18 protein-coding genes and 1 pseudogene are annotated in these 15,589 nt (G+C 47.4%); 6 read left to right on the top strand and 13 right to left on the bottom strand.

All coding sequences use genetic code 11. The features are described from left to right. Positions 1 to 54 precede the first annotated feature (54 nt). The 5 genes from PAHA3_RS01740 (at position 55) to PAHA3_RS01760 (ending at position 4,598) form a co-directional block, all read left to right on the top strand. Positions 55 to 996, top strand: a complete 942-nt coding sequence (locus PAHA3_RS01740; RefSeq protein WP_062833185.1) for a DUF1963 domain-containing protein — start codon at positions 55 to 57, stop codon at positions 994 to 996. 175 nt (positions 997 to 1,171) lie between these two features. After that, the gene (locus PAHA3_RS01745) at positions 1,172 to 1,639 is read left to right on the top strand and encodes a DinB family protein (protein ID WP_235599351.1); all 468 of its coding nucleotides are present in this window, start codon (positions 1,172 to 1,174) and stop codon (positions 1,637 to 1,639) included. A 294-nt stretch (positions 1,640 to 1,933) separates the two neighbouring features. Beyond that, positions 1,934 to 2,638: a response regulator transcription factor gene (locus tag PAHA3_RS01750; protein ID WP_062833187.1), complete on the top strand. Its 705-nt coding sequence runs from the start codon at positions 1,934 to 1,936 to the stop codon at positions 2,636 to 2,638. Positions 2,639 to 2,711: 73 nt separating this feature from the next. After that, a complete protein-coding gene (locus PAHA3_RS01755; protein ID WP_062833188.1) occupies positions 2,712 to 3,845 on the top strand; it encodes a sensor histidine kinase in 1,134 nt (377 codons plus the stop codon). Between the two features lie 201 nt (positions 3,846 to 4,046). Beyond that, on the top strand, positions 4,047 to 4,598 hold the full coding sequence (locus tag PAHA3_RS01760; RefSeq protein WP_062833189.1) for a DUF2569 family protein: 552 nt from the start codon (positions 4,047 to 4,049) through the stop codon (positions 4,596 to 4,598). Between the two features lie 116 nt (positions 4,599 to 4,714). On the opposite strand, the gene PAHA3_RS01765 is transcribed toward PAHA3_RS01760, so the two are convergent. The 13 genes and pseudogenes from PAHA3_RS01765 to PAHA3_RS01825 form a co-directional block, all read right to left on the bottom strand. Beyond that, positions 4,715 to 5,173, bottom strand: a complete 459-nt coding sequence (locus tag PAHA3_RS01765; protein ID WP_062833190.1) for a threonine/serine exporter family protein — start codon at positions 5,171 to 5,173, stop codon at positions 4,715 to 4,717. Between the two features lie 18 nt (positions 5,174 to 5,191). After that, complete coding sequence (locus PAHA3_RS01770) at positions 5,192 to 5,953, bottom strand: threonine/serine exporter family protein (RefSeq protein WP_062835935.1); 762 nt, start codon at positions 5,951 to 5,953, stop codon at positions 5,192 to 5,194. Between the two features lie 237 nt (positions 5,954 to 6,190). Next, the gene (locus PAHA3_RS01775) at positions 6,191 to 6,496 is read right to left on the bottom strand and encodes a hypothetical protein (protein WP_062833191.1); all 306 of its coding nucleotides are present in this window, start codon (positions 6,494 to 6,496) and stop codon (positions 6,191 to 6,193) included. A gap of 64 nt (positions 6,497 to 6,560) precedes the next feature. Next, positions 6,561 to 7,604, bottom strand: a complete 1,044-nt coding sequence (locus PAHA3_RS01780; protein ID WP_062833192.1) for a S66 family peptidase — start codon at positions 7,602 to 7,604, stop codon at positions 6,561 to 6,563. Positions 7,605 to 7,703: 99 nt separating this feature from the next. Beyond that, entirely contained in the window at positions 7,704 to 9,041 is a 1,338-nt protein-coding gene (locus PAHA3_RS01785) for a DUF4179 domain-containing protein (RefSeq protein ID WP_062833193.1), read from the bottom strand. After that, the gene (locus PAHA3_RS01790; protein WP_062833194.1) at positions 9,038 to 9,553 is read right to left on the bottom strand and encodes a sigma-70 family RNA polymerase sigma factor; all 516 of its coding nucleotides are present in this window, start codon (positions 9,551 to 9,553) and stop codon (positions 9,038 to 9,040) included. The genes PAHA3_RS01785 and PAHA3_RS01790 overlap by 4 nt, the downstream gene beginning before the upstream one ends. A gap of 178 nt (positions 9,554 to 9,731) precedes the next feature. After that, complete coding sequence (locus tag PAHA3_RS01795; RefSeq protein ID WP_062833195.1) at positions 9,732 to 10,253, bottom strand: ankyrin repeat domain-containing protein; 522 nt, start codon at positions 10,251 to 10,253, stop codon at positions 9,732 to 9,734. 32 nt (positions 10,254 to 10,285) lie between these two features. Continuing rightward, a complete protein-coding gene (locus PAHA3_RS01800) occupies positions 10,286 to 10,741 on the bottom strand; it encodes an NUDIX domain-containing protein (protein WP_062835936.1) in 456 nt (151 codons plus the stop codon). 159 nt (positions 10,742 to 10,900) lie between these two features. Continuing rightward, positions 10,901 to 11,389, bottom strand: a pseudogene (locus tag PAHA3_RS01805) (GNAT family N-acetyltransferase); the annotation flags it as partial. Positions 11,390 to 11,537: 148 nt separating this feature from the next. Further along, the gene (flgB, locus tag PAHA3_RS01810) at positions 11,538 to 11,948 is read right to left on the bottom strand and encodes a flagellar basal body rod protein FlgB (RefSeq protein ID WP_062833196.1); all 411 of its coding nucleotides are present in this window, start codon (positions 11,946 to 11,948) and stop codon (positions 11,538 to 11,540) included. Between the two features lie 184 nt (positions 11,949 to 12,132). Further along, positions 12,133 to 12,948: an adenosylmethionine decarboxylase gene (gene speD / locus PAHA3_RS01815; RefSeq protein ID WP_036610662.1), complete on the bottom strand. Its 816-nt coding sequence runs from the start codon at positions 12,946 to 12,948 to the stop codon at positions 12,133 to 12,135. 157 nt (positions 12,949 to 13,105) lie between these two features. Continuing rightward, positions 13,106 to 13,684, bottom strand: coding sequence for a DUF1273 domain-containing protein (locus tag PAHA3_RS01820; RefSeq protein WP_062833197.1), 579 nt, complete (start codon positions 13,682 to 13,684; stop codon positions 13,106 to 13,108). Positions 13,685 to 13,735: 51 nt separating this feature from the next. Then, entirely contained in the window at positions 13,736 to 14,884 is a 1,149-nt protein-coding gene (locus tag PAHA3_RS01825; RefSeq protein ID WP_062833198.1) for an RluA family pseudouridine synthase, read from the bottom strand. A gap of 189 nt (positions 14,885 to 15,073) precedes the next feature. On the opposite strand from PAHA3_RS01825, the gene PAHA3_RS01830 reads away from it, so the two are divergent. Next, a complete protein-coding gene (locus PAHA3_RS01830; protein ID WP_062833199.1) occupies positions 15,074 to 15,481 on the top strand; it encodes a hypothetical protein in 408 nt (135 codons plus the stop codon). Positions 15,482 to 15,589 lie beyond the last annotated feature (108 nt).

Here is a 15,589-nt window from a genome sequence, read left to right on the forward strand (position 1 = left end):
TGTGAACCTGAATATGTCTCAGCATAGGTGTATTGTCAAAAGGGGAGGGTCTATATGATTAAGCCAGAACAATGTGAACGTCTAACCAGAAAAGCCCGTAAAACACTTGAGGAATATGGTTTGGGAGTCGCTGCCGATCTGTTGTTATCTTCAAGTCGCTGGGGAATTCGCCTCGATGTATCCACAATAGACGAATATCGCAGAACAGGAAACTCACGTGTAGGTGGACATCCGGATTTGCCGAGTCGCATGGCGTGGCCGGTAACACAAGAAGGAGTTCCGATGACTTTCCTAGCCCAGTTGAACCTGGTGGATTTGTCACCTTATACACCGAATGATGGACGCGGGACGTTGCCAGAACGGGGAATGTTATACTTTTTCGTTGGTACGGATGAATCGGCCTGTCCCATTGAACATCGTGTGATTTTTGAGCCAAGTGCCCATAACCTGATAAGGCGAGAGCCAGAAGGGGATACCGCGCTGGATGGAGCCCCGTTTGTCGCACATTCGGTGACCGTACTTCCTAATCTTGAATTTCCTACATATGCATATATCGACGCCAACGCGCTGAACGAGCTCTCGCCTCCGCGGCATGAGACCGATGAGACTGAGGCAGAAGTGGATCTGTATGACCGATACCTTGAATTCGAATCGAGCTGGAATCATCCGAGTACGCTGAATTGGGGTGGGATGTTTGGATATCCTGACGGGCAGCATCCGGATGCCGAGCATCGGGCCTTGTTACAGATCGCACTGGGAGAAGAGTACAGTTATAACGAGCAGGAATGTGAGAAGAAGCTGACCAAGTATTACGGCGGAGATGAGGATCGGACATGGCAGGAACTATCCGATACACTGCTGCTGTTGAAGATAGATACGCATGATGCCATTGGTTTCCAATGGTGGGATTGCGGAGAACTGCAATTTTTCATTCGTAAATCTGACTTGGAGGCTGGACGATTCGAGCAAACGTATTGTTCGTTATACTCAAGTTGAGCGAAGATTTGAAATTAAATAGGCAACAAAATGTCCTGAATCCCGTCTATATGAAGGAGGAAGGACTTTTTTGTTCGTAAATTGTTAGATTTGGTGTGTAGTTTGTTTATATATTAAGGAGGGATATCTTGGTTGATAACCGATCATATGTTCTGTATAATGGGACGAAAAGGAAGTGTATCTGTTGATTCAATCTGCGTTCAAACATATTGATGTGGCAGTAACATCGTTAATTGATATATGTGATCAGCTGTCTGAAGAAGATTTGGCTCTGACGCCAATTGAGGGCAAACGGCCTGTTGGTGAACTGTTGTCCCATCTGTCTGTGATCTGCCGAGCGGATGTCTATATTTCCGAAGGTGCATCGGAAGAAGAGATGGCTTTATTCTATGAGGAGAACCAGGTGAATTCGCTCGGTGAGATCAAACAGGCTTTGATTGATAACCAGATGTATCTGTACCAAAGATACAGGCAGTATAACACCGAAGAATTACTGCATGTGACAGACTCGTACTGGGGAGCTTCCTATAGTCGGCTGGAGTGGTTGCTTGAGATTATGGGACATGTGTATCATCATAGGGGACAATTGTATACGATGCTAACCCTGACGGGCAAGGAGCCCAAATCAGTGCTTTTTAAATAGAAAGGTATTATTCAATACGAGACATACGATAATGATAAGAACGGATAGAATACATATAAGTACGTGTTCAAAAAGAACGGTTTTCAGTCCAACAATACTACAAGCTATACTTAAAACATCGGAGAATTCCAGTGTCTTCTGTGGTATGAATTCAGCAGATGAGGCCAAAAGAGATACATGGGATGATGATCAAGTTTGAACGTGTGCTTGAGGATCAGGATATTTTCGCAGACGTATACCTCGGTGGTATAATTTGAGCAGGTAAGGAATTGTGGAAGAGAGAGGAATAATGCCGTGGCCCAGCCAGCAACCATTCTGCTTGTGGATGACGAGCAGGAGATTATTAAACTGATGGAAATCTATTTTGGCAACGAGGGTTATCGGATCCTCACTGCGAATGATGGTCTTGAAGCGTTGGAACAATTGAAGAAAGAACCGATTGATCTCATTATTCTGGATGTCATGATGCCGAATATGGACGGAATTGAAGCTTGTATGAAAATTCGGGAAGAGCAGAAAATGCCGATTATCATGCTGTCCGCCAAAAGTATGGATATGGATAAAATCACAGGGCTAAGCATCGGTGCTGATGATTACGTGACCAAGCCGTTTAACCCGCTTGAACTTGTCGCACGGGCGAAATCCCAGCTGCGCAGGTATCATACCTTCAATGAAGGGCGGGAGAATAAAGAGCACGAGTGGGTTATTGATGATCTGGTCATTAATACCGATACACATGAAGTTTGGGTAGATGAGCAACCGGTTCGTCTGACTCCGCGTGAATTTGCTGTTCTCGAATTACTGGCTCGTCACCAAGGTTCAGTACTCAGTATGGAACAGATCTATCGTCAAGTCTGGAAAGAAGAATTCATGGAGTCGAACAATACCGTTATGGTGCATATTCGCAAGATTCGTGAGAAGATTGAACTCGACAGCAAACATCCCAAGTTCATTCAGACGGTATGGGGTGTGGGCTACAAGATGATCAAACCGCAATGAGCATGAATCTTCATGCATGCATACTCGTTAGGATTTCATGTGACATGAACAACACAGGCAGGGAGTTTCTACAATGAATGCTAAGTTGATTAATACAGTCCGATGGAAATTTATCTATGCATTTCTGCTGAGCGGCATATTAACTGCAGTTATTTTGTACGGGGGCAGTCAGGTGGGACAGACTATCCTCGAAGCTCAGACGTATCCGCATTATTCAATACCGGCCCAAGGGATCAGGTGGTTGGTAAATAATATCGGTTCGGTGCCTTTGATGATTGTGGTAGGCGTGCTCGGTTTTGTACTGTTTTTTTTCCTGTTCTCTCGCAAGGTGATGCGGGTTCTGGATGAAATTACGGCAGGAATTCAGGAAGTTGCCAAAGGAGAGCTATCCCATCGTATCGAGGTGAAGACCTCGGATGAATTTGGAGTGGTTGCTGCAAGCATTAATCAGATGGCTGAACAATTGCAGTTGTCGCTTCAGGAAGAGCGTAATGCGGTCGCTGCCAAAAATGATCTGATTACCGGCATATCTCATGATCTGAGAACACCGCTCACTTCTATTTTGGGTTTTCTGGAGTACATCGAGAAGGATCGGTACCAAGATGAGATTGAGATGCGCTATTATGTTAGCATTGCCTATGAGAAATCCCTGACTCTTCGCAAGCTGATTGATGACTTGTTCGAATATACGCGTGTAAGTGGTGGGAGCCTTCCGTTGTCTTTACAAGCGTTGAATTTGAATTCGTTTCTGATGCAAATGGCTGAAGAGTTTGCTCCCATGTTGGAGGAAGCGGGTATGGAGTATAAGATCATCGGTGGGCAAGAACCACTATGGATTCAGGCGGCTCCAGGGGAGCTTGTACGAGCGTATGAGAATCTGTTCAGCAATGCCATCCGGTATGGTTCGCAAGGCAAACTAATGGAGATTGGGCTGGCCCTTGAAGGTGAAGAGGCGGTCGCTCGCATTAGTAATTATGGCGAACCGATTCCGGCACAGGATCTGCCGCATCTATTTGATCGATTCTATCGTGTGGATAAATCCCGTTCCCGGGATACGGGTGGCACTGGTCTTGGTCTGGCAATTGCCAAATCGATGATTGAATTGCATCGAGGAAGTATCGTTGCCTACAGTGAAAACGGCAGAACGGATTTTGTTACCCGATTCCCTGTGATTGTTGCTCCGACAAGTCATTATTCAGAGGAGTAATAATTAAGAAATATTCGGTATTCTACCTCAGGAAGTGGTGTTGTAGCGGAATTGTTCGCAACGGTAATGAAACGCGCGATGCAATAGACGTCTAAGCGAGGGCGATCATAGGCCAGACGCTTCTTTCCTTATATTGAATAACATATATTCTAGATTTGAAAGTATAATATGTTTTTTTATCTAGTGTAAAAGGAGGATGAAATGGGCCGTAAATATAGTAACTCGGATTCAGATATGGATATGAACTCGCTGCAACCCAAAACCGGGATCAGACCGGAACGGCCTGGTATCTCCGGATTGGGTGGATGGCTTATTTTAATCCAGATCAGTCTTTGGCTTGCGCTGGTGTTTCTCATCTCGGATGTATCGCAGGTGAATGTCGTCATGGACCCTGCCAGATGGGAAGAAGGCCGTGGTGTCGATCCTCAGATCTACGCGGAGATGATCCGTCCACTCCTGTGGTTTGGCTTCATAAGCAGCAGCATTCTATTGATGATCGTTATCGTGAATCTCGTTCTTTTATATAAACGGAAGAGACAGTTTCCACGCATGATGATGGTGATGTACATGATGAATGTGATTATAAGCATCGTAACCTGGATTCTGATTGCGCGAAATGAGATCCCAAGAGAACAGCATGTGCTGGATGCAACTCCGGCTTTTCATTTGATCGTACGATCTATTCTGGTGTGCTGTATCTTCATTCCGTACTTCTTGAAGTCGATTCGGGTGAAGAATACGTTTGTGAAGTAACTGGCTTCGCTAGTGACACGGTAGAACCTAAACGAAAAGGCCCATGGCATACAAAGCGCTAAGCTTGTATACCGTGGGCTATTTTGCAACCAAGGTAGGGGATATATTTGGAAGGTTCATTTGGATGATGGTTTTGTCCGTAGTGATTCAGGAATTCGGCGTATCATCTGGTTCAATACCTCGGACAGCACAAGGCCTACGGCAATAGCACCGGATAACATGAGTGCCTTGGCGGCCATCTCCATGGCTGCACCGTAATCATTTTGCACAAAGCTTCGCATCGCATTATACGCCAGTCCACCAGGAACCAGAGGAATGATGCCTGCGACGCTGAAGATGATAACGGGGGCACGAAACATGCGAGAGAATACTTGGCTGATGACACCTACGGCTATGGTCGCTGCAAGTGTAGCAGGAACCGCATCCGCTGCATATTCGAGCACGATATAGATCATCCAGCCGATCATGCCGACGAATCCACCGTGGAGCAGCATACGCCTTGGTGCGTTGAAGATGATACCGAACGCGGCTGAAGCGACAAAACTGGTTAAGGCTTGTTCAATAAAATGGAGCATATCCTGCATTCCTCCGTCTTACATAAAAAGTGAAAATACAACTGCAATGCCGGTACCTATGGCAAAGGCGGTCAGAAATGCCTCAGCTCCCTTGGATAATCCGGATACGAGATGTCCGGCCATCAGATCGCGTACAGCGTTGGTAATCAGTAGCCCCGGGACCAGCGGCATAACTGAACCAATAATGATTTTGTCCCGTTCATGACCCACTCCCATGTAGATGAGGAAAAAAGCGAGTAGGCCAATGACGAAGGATGCCGTAAGCTCGGCAAAGAATTTGACCCGTACCAATCGGTGAAAGGCAATAACTGCTGCATAACCTATACCACCACAGATCAGCGCCGGAAGAAAGTCGGTCCAGCCTCCGCCAAACATAATGGTAAAACAACCACTGGATAACGCCGCAGCCGCAAGCTGCACAGCCGTTGAATAGGAGGAGGGCTTACCTTCAATCTGAACCAACAGATCATGGGCTTCCTGAACAGTGAGCTGCCCTTGTCCGATGCGACGGGAAACCGCGTTCACCTCGGATACTTTGTCCAGATCCGTCGTACGCTCGGAGATGCGAATCAACTTGGCAGGTTCGGTTGCATCAACAGAGAAGAAGATACCTGTTGGCACAACGTAACTGTGCGAATGGGGTAAACCCAGCGCTGCGGCCATGCGTTTCATCGTATCTTCCACACGGTAGGTCTCACCGCCGCTTTGCAGCATGATTTTGCCTGCGAGCAGACAGATTGCGATCACGCGGGATTGTTCAGTAGGGTTGTTGCCAATCATACCCGTCTCGGTCTGAGATGCGGGTGATGAATCATGACGTATGTATTCCAACCGGATCAAGCTCCGTTTCATATGAGATAAGGCGTGGTGCCGACACCATTGTATCATATTTCACACGCCCGCAAGGAATCATACCGCACTGACGCTATGACAACAAAAAAGCTTCGTTCCCAAGACCTGAAGGTCACAGGAGCGAAGCTTCTTGAAGCGGGTCCAGTTATATACGCATAATACCAGCTACATTAACAGTGTAATAACCAACAATTCATACAGCACAAGTGGCAAAATCGTCGGTCCAAACAAGGCGCGCGGTTCAGGATATCCATGCATCGGGGTAACCTGGAGATACAAAATTCCCCGGTCTGCACTGATGATGACACCTTCCCATACCTGCCCATCGATATTCTGGACTTGTACCTTCTTGCCTACATGCTGCCGGGCTGTATGATGAAGCATATTCCGCACACTTTGCACGGATTGAAGCATCGGTTGATTGGCTTGATACACGATACGCGTGGATGGCGTGGATGTGGATTCAGACATGATGCACAACCCTTCCTCAAAATAAGTTCTTACTTCAAGGTATGCATCTGCCTACAAAAGGTGATTACACAAACGCCATCTCCAGGCTCCCGCGTCCATTTTCATAAGTCACTTTGCCTAGGGCTCCATTCACAAAGGTTAGCTGGGGCGGAATATGGCCGAGATCCACATCGTACAGTACAGGGACACCCAGATCCCCAAGCGCAGAGGAAAGAGCATCGGTGAAATTGAAATCCGCTGTATCGGAATAACCGGCAGGTCGGCCGAACATGAAACCTTTCACACCTGCAAACCAACCAGCCTCTTTCATTTGCCACAGATGACGGTAGATATCCCCCGCGTTCATCTCACAGCTCTCCAGATACCAGATGGTTCCTTCGTCTGCACAATACTCATTCAGATATGATGCCACGGGTGCATATGGCGTGCCGATCAGACTGGAGATCGTATCCATGCAGCCGCCGATCAGCCGACCGGAGAACGACACAGCGGTATCTGCATCTTCCGAGTGGCCGAGCTGTTTCCAGAGGGAAGGTGTATCCAGGTTGAATCCAGGTAATTCCGGTTTCCATGCCGATTGATAATGTGTGGAAGACGATTGTGTGATCTGTCCGCCGTAATTGGTCTGTAAAACATCAATCCAGCGCGCAGTCACGGGATCGATGGCGCTTGATCTTAAATCCACATAATTAGTGCCATGCGCTGTCGCTGTTCCGGTGAGCAGGGTATAGGCAAACAGGAAGGTACTGATATCCGAATAACCCATGACCCATTTGGGCGGCAACGATTTTAAGGCTTCCCAATCTAGCAGGGGCAATATATCCATCAGGAACTCTCCACCCCATGGAGGGATAATGGCTTGAACATTTGGGTCACGGAAAAATTCATTCATTTCCTCGGCGCGTTCCTCTTTGGAGGCACTCACACATTTGGTGTTGTGGCGGAGCGATGGGCTTTCCATTACGCCAAAACCAAGGCGCTCCATATTGCGTTTGCTCTCCTCAAGATAATGGTGCAGAGATTCGCCTACACCGCTGGAGGGGGCTGCCACCCCGATCATGTCTCCCGGAGCGAGTGGCTGCGGATAACGGATGGAACGTTGATTCATGTCTAACCACACCTTCCCTATTAACATCATTGCTTGTTTTATAATGAATGTTTCCATTATATAGAATAGTAGCGATAATCACAGCCTGCTGAGGGAAGATTAAGGGTTCACCGGAATATCCAATGAGAAGGGGGACTTCACCTTCATGGGATAGGTGGAAATGTGCATTTGGATTTTCCCCTGCATCTTGGCTCCATTTTCGACAGTAGAAGAAACAATCGTGTGACTGTCATCGGTTCCCTCCCCACCACTCCAACTGGTTCCAGGAACATTATATGACTTACCTGCACTGTCTTTAACATTTCCGAAAGAGAGAACGAACCCACCTTGCATACTGCCAGCAACAGAGAAGTCGATAATTAGATCTTTACCTTCAACCTTGCTGCCAACCATCTTCAATCCAGGTGGACCACCTGTAATCTGACGTGACTTCAGGTCAAGTGAAAGATCCAGATCCTTTTTATCCAATCCGGAGAAGCCAGATCCTTGTAAGGTCAGCTTTTTCGGTATGGAGAAGTACATGCTTTCGAAATAAATGGAACGTTCATCCTCACCTGTTGAGGTATCTGTTCTCCACGCGCGACCTTGCTCGTCGACCAGTTGAAGATCACTAAGGCCAAATACCTTCTTGGTATTTTTAGGATCAAAATTGACATCAAGCACAAGACGGGTTGGATACAGAGTAGCCTGTTTCACATCAATACGCTGCCCATCCACCGTTAATGTCTGATTCACGGGAATGACTTTTTTCATGCCTCTGGTAAGATTTTTGTCTACCGGGAATGTCACTTTCCACTTTTCAGAACCTGCGGTATCTCTGGACTTAAACACAACACTTAGCTCTTCAGGAGGAAGGGCTTGATCCGAGAAGATCACATCAATCATATTCTCATACACATTCTCGTCTGGAGAAGGCGTCGGATAAGCGTAACTAAATGCCACAGGAAGATTTTTTCCGTTCTCATCCAGTAAATCGATCTTATAATTGAATTTTTCGAGATCTTTCATTCCTTTCATCGTGTAAAAAATAACCATACGTGACTCGTCTGTGATAATGCCTTCAACGGTCACCGAAGCACCATCATGCTCGTCGGTTACCCCGACTTTCTGTAAGAGGGACTTATCGATCGCCATCATTAATCCTTTGTCCTGGCGAATCATGCTTACAATGCCTTCCATGCCAGGCAATTGCTCCACGAAGGACGCAAAAGCGGGAGAGACACGGATACATCCCGTGAATAACAGGATGAGGGCAGCTGCCGAGATGGAGCTTATATACCAGCGCAGCCGGGACTTGCGCTTACGAGCCGCCTGGCGGATTCCCGACTGCACAGCCTGATAGGCGGCTGCATCGGGCACAGGCATGGTTTCGTACTCCGTCTTGCGAGCATTCAGACGTTCTTCCAATGCATCGAATGATTTTTGTTCATCTGTCATGAGGATGCATCTCCTTTCGTTTCAAGTTGATCACGGAGCTGTCCGAGTGCCCGATGTAATCGGGATTTTACGGTTCCGGTCGGGATTTCGAGAATATCGGCGACTTCAGTTAAGGTGAAACCTTCGAAATAACTCAGGATAATAATTTGTTTGCAATCCCGGTCAAGGGTGGAAACGGCCGCAGCAAGATCCGGATCCGCAGGACGATCCCAACTGCTGGATTCATGAGTCTCGGTGACGGGACTGAACCGACTTTTGCGTTTACGTTCGTCCGCACAGTAGTTGAGCAGTATGCGGATGAGCCAAGTGCCAAAGTAAGAGGGTTCTTTTAATTTTTTGAGTTTGCGGAACGCCCTGAAGGTTGATTCCTGAATCGCTTCCAGCGCATCACCTTCGTTATGCAGATAGGCATAGGCAATTCGGTACAGTCGGCTCTGATGCAATTCCATTAAGGCTGCAAAAGCCTCGGCATCCCCTTTTTGTGCGGCGATGGTGAGCTGAGTAGGGGTCACATGGCTGCTCCTTTCATGGATATGTTGAGTATTAGACTGCGTAAGGCTCCAAACGGTTCTTATTTCTTGAAAAAAATATGTAATCGAACAACAAATAACCGTCAGACCTTCTTTTTGTACTCCAAAAAGAGTCCTGACGGTTACTCACGGTATTGCTCACGCTACCTGAACATAATTGCTATCTAGCTGCAACGGCTGCTTGCAGGCACGAAGCTGTAGATGTGTTGCCACGTTCAAGTGCAATGTGCAATGCGGTTTGGCCTGATGAGTTCAATGCACTCGGATCGGCACCATGTTGGAGTAACATCTCGATGAGTTCGGTCTGATCCGTATGAAATGCTGCCGAGTGCAGCGCATGTTGTCCATCACTATCCAGAATACTCGTGGATGCCCCATGTTCGAGCAAAAGGTGAATAACTTCTGGCGAACGTTCTCCGGCAAGTGCGGCATGCAGTGCAGTATTGGATGGAATAAAGGAAATCTTGGAATGAGAAATGGCGTTAACATTGGCACCGTGCTCCAGAAGAACACGAACTGCTCCTGCTTGTCCATAATGAGAGGCATATCCCAGTGGCGTAAGGCCATCTTGATTTTCAGTGATGGCGAATTCCGGGTCAGCATCAAGCAGTGACTGCAGTTTCTCAACGTGGCCTTCCTGTGCAGCCTGGAATAGCTGATTAATCTGTTCTGCATGATTCATAGCGAATACCTCCATCCGATGGAATATTAGAATTACATGGATTCGTTATATAACTTCTTCGCAGCTTCCAGCCCAGGTACGGCAAAACAGGCGAGTGGAGAGGGTAGATCATTCAATGGGAACCAGCCGATCTCACCAATGGCGCCGCCTTCTTCCAGATTACGAGCATGACCGCCGATTACCTTGGTGGAATAGAGAACAGATATCCAATGTTCCTTCTGCTCTGGCTGGATCGTCTCCGCCGTACAGAGCAGACTGTCGATGGCAATATCCAGATCCACTTCTTCCTTGATTTCACGAATGACGGCGGTCTCCAGTGATTCGTAGGGATCGACTTTCCCGCCGGGGATACTCCAGGTGTGCTGTTCGGGCTGGCGGTTCCGCCAGGCGAGAAGCACTTCGCCCCATTCATTCAGGATGACCGCGCCTACGCCGATCCGAGGCGCAATTTCAGGTTCGCCTTTGGGATATGAACTTAACTCCGACATGGACAGCGCAGCTTGTTCGGTCGTATTACGCTGCGAGAAACCACCCGCTGTCATTACCCCAGATTCAGATGTACGAGTGGACTGGAATGACAATGGAAGCTGAGACTGTATAGACCATTCTTCCGCAAGGATACTCATCGAGATCAGGTCATAATGCATGCCATCCCGCAATACCGCAGAACGTTGGCGACCCTCTTCCCGAAATCCAGCTTTTAGGTACGCACGTCTAGCTGCTTCATTGTATTCAATGACTTCCAGCGCAATCCGGTTCAGGTTCAATTCGTGGAAGCCATACCGAAGAATCAGAGCTAAGGCGTCGCTTCCGTATCCTTTACCCCGATCATTTTCTTCGCCGATACCAATCGCCAGACGAGCAGACCGATTGTTCCATTCGATCCGATAGAGGGCGGTGAAGCCAATGAATCGATTCCCCTCCAGTGTACGTAATGCAAATTCAAAACCGTTGTCTCGGCGGACAGACGAAGAACCCGTTTCATCCGGCGTTAACGGAATAGCGATATCGGTATCCATGTTGCGCAAATATTCATAATCATCCGTAAAGCGGGAGAGACGCATGCAATCTTCCGGGCATGGAGCCGCGAGCCTCACTTTGGAACCTTGAAAACCATTTAAATGACGTGGAGCCATGTTGCACCTCTTTTGTTCGATATGAAATCAATCGTTTCTCCCCATTATACTACGAACAGGAGTCGATACCGAAAAATGGCATCAAACGAGCTACACTCAGGGGAAAAGACCATAAAAAAAGCAGCCATCGCGGGCTGCTGTACATTCATTATTTCAAATCATTCAGTAAATTTTTCATTTTTTTGTAGTGTCCACTGACCCGATCGACCATGTAGTTATACATGAGCTGATTCTCCGAAAGATTCGCCATTTCCTTGTCAATGTCAACGTTATTGTTGTTATTATTCATGGCTGTGTCGTTGTTCTCGACAATTCGGTACTGTACGATGGAAGAATTGGGATCACTGATAGGAAAGTGTTTGTCATGAGTCCGTTTCATGGCGAGCTGATCTGTTTTGCCATTTTCAACGATACGTCTAAGCTCTTCCTGAAACTCTACCGTTTTCTTTTTGTAGTTAGGCGTGTCTGCATTGGCAATGTTATTGGTGATGGCATTGTGTTGTGCAGTCAGTGCTTGTAACAGTGATTCATTACGTCTTGTCGTATTCGTTTCGATCACGGGCTCAGTCTCCTTCACTGTAGATTGATACAGTTACTTCTATAATAAGAAATAAAGTTGCACACTGTCAACATAACAAAGAAAAAGACAAGCCCATGCCGGAGGTCCCCTGAATAAAAGAACCCTGCCTTCATGATAACTTGTCTTAGACTTTGCCCTCATGGATCAGCCATTGAACAGCCTCTTAAGAGGGGCGATTGATGTTTTTGCCGTAATAGATCTCATCCATCTCCAGTTTCAGCCACTCGGTAATTTCCTGTTGTTCCTTCTTGCTCAGCTTATCCTTGGTGTACCCAAACAGATAATTGTCGAGATCGAATTCCCTCAGTTTACACTTGGTATGAAAAATGTTTTCCTGATAGACGTTCACGTCAATCATATCGAAGCTGCTCTTGATCTCGTCCGGAATATAATTCTGAATCGAGCCGATCTCATGGTCAATGAACAGCTTGCGACCGCTCGTATCCCGCGTGAAACCACGTACCCGGTAATCCATCGTCATAATGTCCGTATCAAAGGAATGGATCAGATAATTCAGCGCCTTAAGCGGTGAGATCTCACCGCAAGTGGAGACATCGATGTCCGCACGGAAGGTGCTGATGCCTTCACTGGGGTGGAACTCAGGATAGGTGTGTACGGTGATATGGCTTTTATCCAGCTGCATAACGACGTTATCTGGCAGAGGGCCGGGAGATTCATCGAGTGATTCCTCGGGGATCTCCACGATTGGACCTTCCGAGACCAGCATCGTCACACTCGCACCTTGAGGCACGTAATCCTGCTGCGCAACATTTAACACATGAGCCCCAATGATATCGGAGACGTTGTTCAGAATTTTACTCAGCCGGGCGGCGTTATACTGCTCATCAATATATTCAATGTAAGCTTCGCGTTCGTCTTTGGTTTTGGTATAACAAATATCATACATATTGAAGCTGAGCGACTTGGTCAGGTTGTTAAATCCATGCAGTTGAATGCGCTGCTCTGGCGTAATTGTCATGGTTGCAGTTCCCCTTATCCCATACGACATATCATCGCAGTTATAATACTACTTATACCCAACCTGCCTCGAAAAAAAACATATGTACGTCATTCAAAATACGTTTACCCTCTGATAAAAGCTATGCATGAATGGACATCAGATGATCAACATTTTTTCAAAATGAAGAATCGTCGAATTCGGCAATATCGTTCATGCGCTCATCCTCAGCGACCGATTGGATATCCTCCGAAGTGACGCTAATGATCGTATAGTCCTCATTCTGCTGTTTCTTCACGGCTTTTTCCTTGATAAAACGGGGACTGCCTTCCCCGGCATCTTCATCATATACGAGCAGAAGCCCGTCGCTTTTGCGCAGCAACAGGTCATCCCGTGCAGTGAACTGCCACGGCCCGATATAAGGTTGATTGCTAATCGCACCGTAATAGTCCACACCCGAGAGGATGGAACGGTAATACTCCTGCTTGTCTTCTTTCCATTGTTCCTCCGGGTTCTGAAAGGCGGTGATGATCGACAGCTTCAGATGTGGATACGTCTCCTTCAGATCAATCACCACTTCGCAGGCCCACAGGTCCACACCGTATTGTCCTGGCGTCAGCACCCATTCCAGACCATCCTCGACAAGGGGAGTGAGGCGGGAGGAGATGGCCTTTTTGATAAAAGGAATACCTTCATGCTTCTGTCCAAAAATCTGCAATTCATGTGCCCGGTATCCGGTGATTAACAGGTTTTTCAGTGTCCGTTCCTCCTTTCAGACGTGATCAATCGATTCTATATCAATATGCAGTTATTTCGCGGGTGGAGCATCTGCACGGAACGGATACAGGAATGGCTTTGGAATATCCGTCTCGAATGACATCAGTTCATCGGTTGTGGGATGAATAAATGAGAGTAAACGTGCATGAAGTCCGAGACGGCCGAGGTCTCTTGTGCGTGCGCCGTATTTTCTGTCACCGGCAATTGGATGTCCGAGATCTTCCATGTGCACACGAATCTGATTTTTACGCCCTGTCTCCAGACGCACTTCCAGCAGGGAGAACTCCCGGTTCGACTTCAGACGTTTATAGTGTGTAATCGCATGTTGTCCGTCATTCGGACGCGAGCTGGAGTACATTTTCAGCGTTTTGGTTTCCTTCAGCCAGGAAGAAATGGTTCCTTCTTCTTTGGCTACTGTTCCTTCAACAAGGGCAACGTAGACGCGGTCCTGCACGTTTTCCTTCCAGTTGTTCTGCAGCTTCTGTTGTACCTCTTCACTCTTGGCAAACATCATGACACCCGAAGTATCCCGATCCAGACGATGGACGACAAAAATCCGGTTCAGTGGATTGGTGCGGCGCACATGCTCTGTTAGTTGGCGATAAGCCGTCAGGTCATCTGTCTTGTCAGCGGCAATGGACAACAGTCCAGCTTCCTTACGGATCACAATGATATCATCGTCTTCATGCAAAATGTTAATACCCGTCAAGGAGGGAGCAGCGACTGCACCTTCTTTTCTAATATATACAATCTGGCCTGGCGTCAGAGCCTCATTAAACTTGGTTACGACTTTCTGATCCACGGATACCTGTCCGCGACCCAAAATGGATTTTACCGCATTACGTCCCGATTTCAGATGTTGCAGCAAGAAATTCAGCAATTCATCCGGTTCGGTCACTTTGTACTGGCGTGGTGGTTCCTGCTTGCGATAATAGGAATTGCCCGGGCGTTTAGAAGCACTGGCGTTTTTGGATTTGTTGCCTCCGGCTTTCTTGGGAGCGGCCGACGATTTCGCGGCTAATGGCTTCTTGTTCTCCTCCGTATTGCGTGATGCGGAAGCACCTGATGTTTTTGCAGATGAGAAGCTAGACTTGCCGGAACGTGCTGTGGATGAACCAGCATATGATTTTCCCTTGGCCGAGCCCGATGTTTTGCCCGTTGGACGTTTGCGTTTATTCATGAATAGTAATCTCCTTCTGAACAGCCTGTACCGCTTGTGTGCATACGATCCGTTCATTTCGTTATGCAGTTCAATATACCACTAACAGTCGACAAATAAAAATAGGTTCATGGAAACTGCTATACATCCAATCCGAAGAGTTGTGAGATTCATAGGATATGGTATCCCATAGCATTGGAGGTGTTACTCATGGGCGTGTTTCTCGATATGAGAACTTCGATGAACTCGGGAACCGTAGGACAGCCCGGTTTATCTTTAGGTCCATCCCCGGAAGCATTCGGCACGATTGGTCTTCAGACCCAGGGCGTGGTGAATCCCATTATTACGTTAAACGGGACGGTAGGCGTTACGGGAGAACTGGGAGATACCTTTGTGGTGGAGCTGGTACGGGGATTCCTATATGATCCCTTCTATATCATCTACCGTGCTGAAGGTACGATTGGACAGAACGGCGGTGCCGAATTTCATTCGTTCACAGCGCAGGATCTGTCTGCACCACCAGCACTGGAAAGTGTGTATACTTCGTTTATCTCGGGAGTGTCCACAGCAGTAAGAACCGGGCCGGAGATATTATACGGTATTGCAGCAACTGGCTAGTTGTGAAAGACCTAATGTGAACTGGCAGAGTGCTTTCAGATCGCTTCGCCCAAGGCAGAGTTCGTTTCATACCCCAGAACCCAGAGGTACAAGGCAACGTAGCGATAG

The organism is Paenibacillus amylolyticus (assembly GCF_001570725.1).
GTDB classification, from domain to species: Bacteria; Bacillota; Bacilli; order Paenibacillales; family Paenibacillaceae; genus Paenibacillus; species Paenibacillus amylolyticus_A.

Bases quoted from the DNA above. Each gene is read 5' to 3' on its own strand.
- PAHA3_RS01740 (WP_062833185.1), top strand. From the start codon at position 55: ATGATTAAGCCAGAACAATGTGAACGTCTAACCAGAAAAGCCCGTAAA.
- PAHA3_RS01755 (WP_062833188.1), top strand. From the start codon at position 2,712: ATGAATGCTAAGTTGATTAATACAGTCCGATGGAAATTTATCTATGCA.
- PAHA3_RS01760 (WP_062833189.1), top strand. From the start codon at position 4,047: ATGGGCCGTAAATATAGTAACTCGGATTCAGATATGGATATGAACTCG.
- PAHA3_RS01765 (WP_062833190.1), bottom strand. From the start codon at position 5,173: ATGCTCCATTTTATTGAACAAGCCTTAACCAGTTTTGTCGCTTCAGCC.
- PAHA3_RS01770 (WP_062835935.1), bottom strand. From the start codon at position 5,953: ATGATTGGCAACAACCCTACTGAACAATCCCGCGTGATCGCAATCTGT.
- PAHA3_RS01775 (WP_062833191.1), bottom strand. From the start codon at position 6,496: ATGTCTGAATCCACATCCACGCCATCCACGCGTATCGTGTATCAAGCC.
- PAHA3_RS01780 (WP_062833192.1), bottom strand. From the start codon at position 7,604: ATGAATCAACGTTCCATCCGTTATCCGCAGCCACTCGCTCCGGGAGAC.
- PAHA3_RS01785 (WP_062833193.1), bottom strand. From the start codon at position 9,041: ATGACAGATGAACAAAAATCATTCGATGCATTGGAAGAACGTCTGAAT.
- PAHA3_RS01795 (WP_062833195.1), bottom strand. From the start codon at position 10,253: ATGAATCATGCAGAACAGATTAATCAGCTATTCCAGGCTGCACAGGAA.
- PAHA3_RS01800 (WP_062835936.1), bottom strand. From the start codon at position 10,741: ATGTCGGAGTTAAGTTCATATCCCAAAGGCGAACCTGAAATTGCGCCT.
- speD (WP_036610662.1), bottom strand. From the start codon at position 12,948: ATGACAATTACGCCAGAGCAGCGCATTCAACTGCATGGATTTAACAAC.
- PAHA3_RS01825 (WP_062833198.1), bottom strand. From the start codon at position 14,884: ATGAATAAACGCAAACGTCCAACGGGCAAAACATCGGGCTCGGCCAAG.
- PAHA3_RS01830 (WP_062833199.1), top strand. From the start codon at position 15,074: ATGGGCGTGTTTCTCGATATGAGAACTTCGATGAACTCGGGAACCGTA.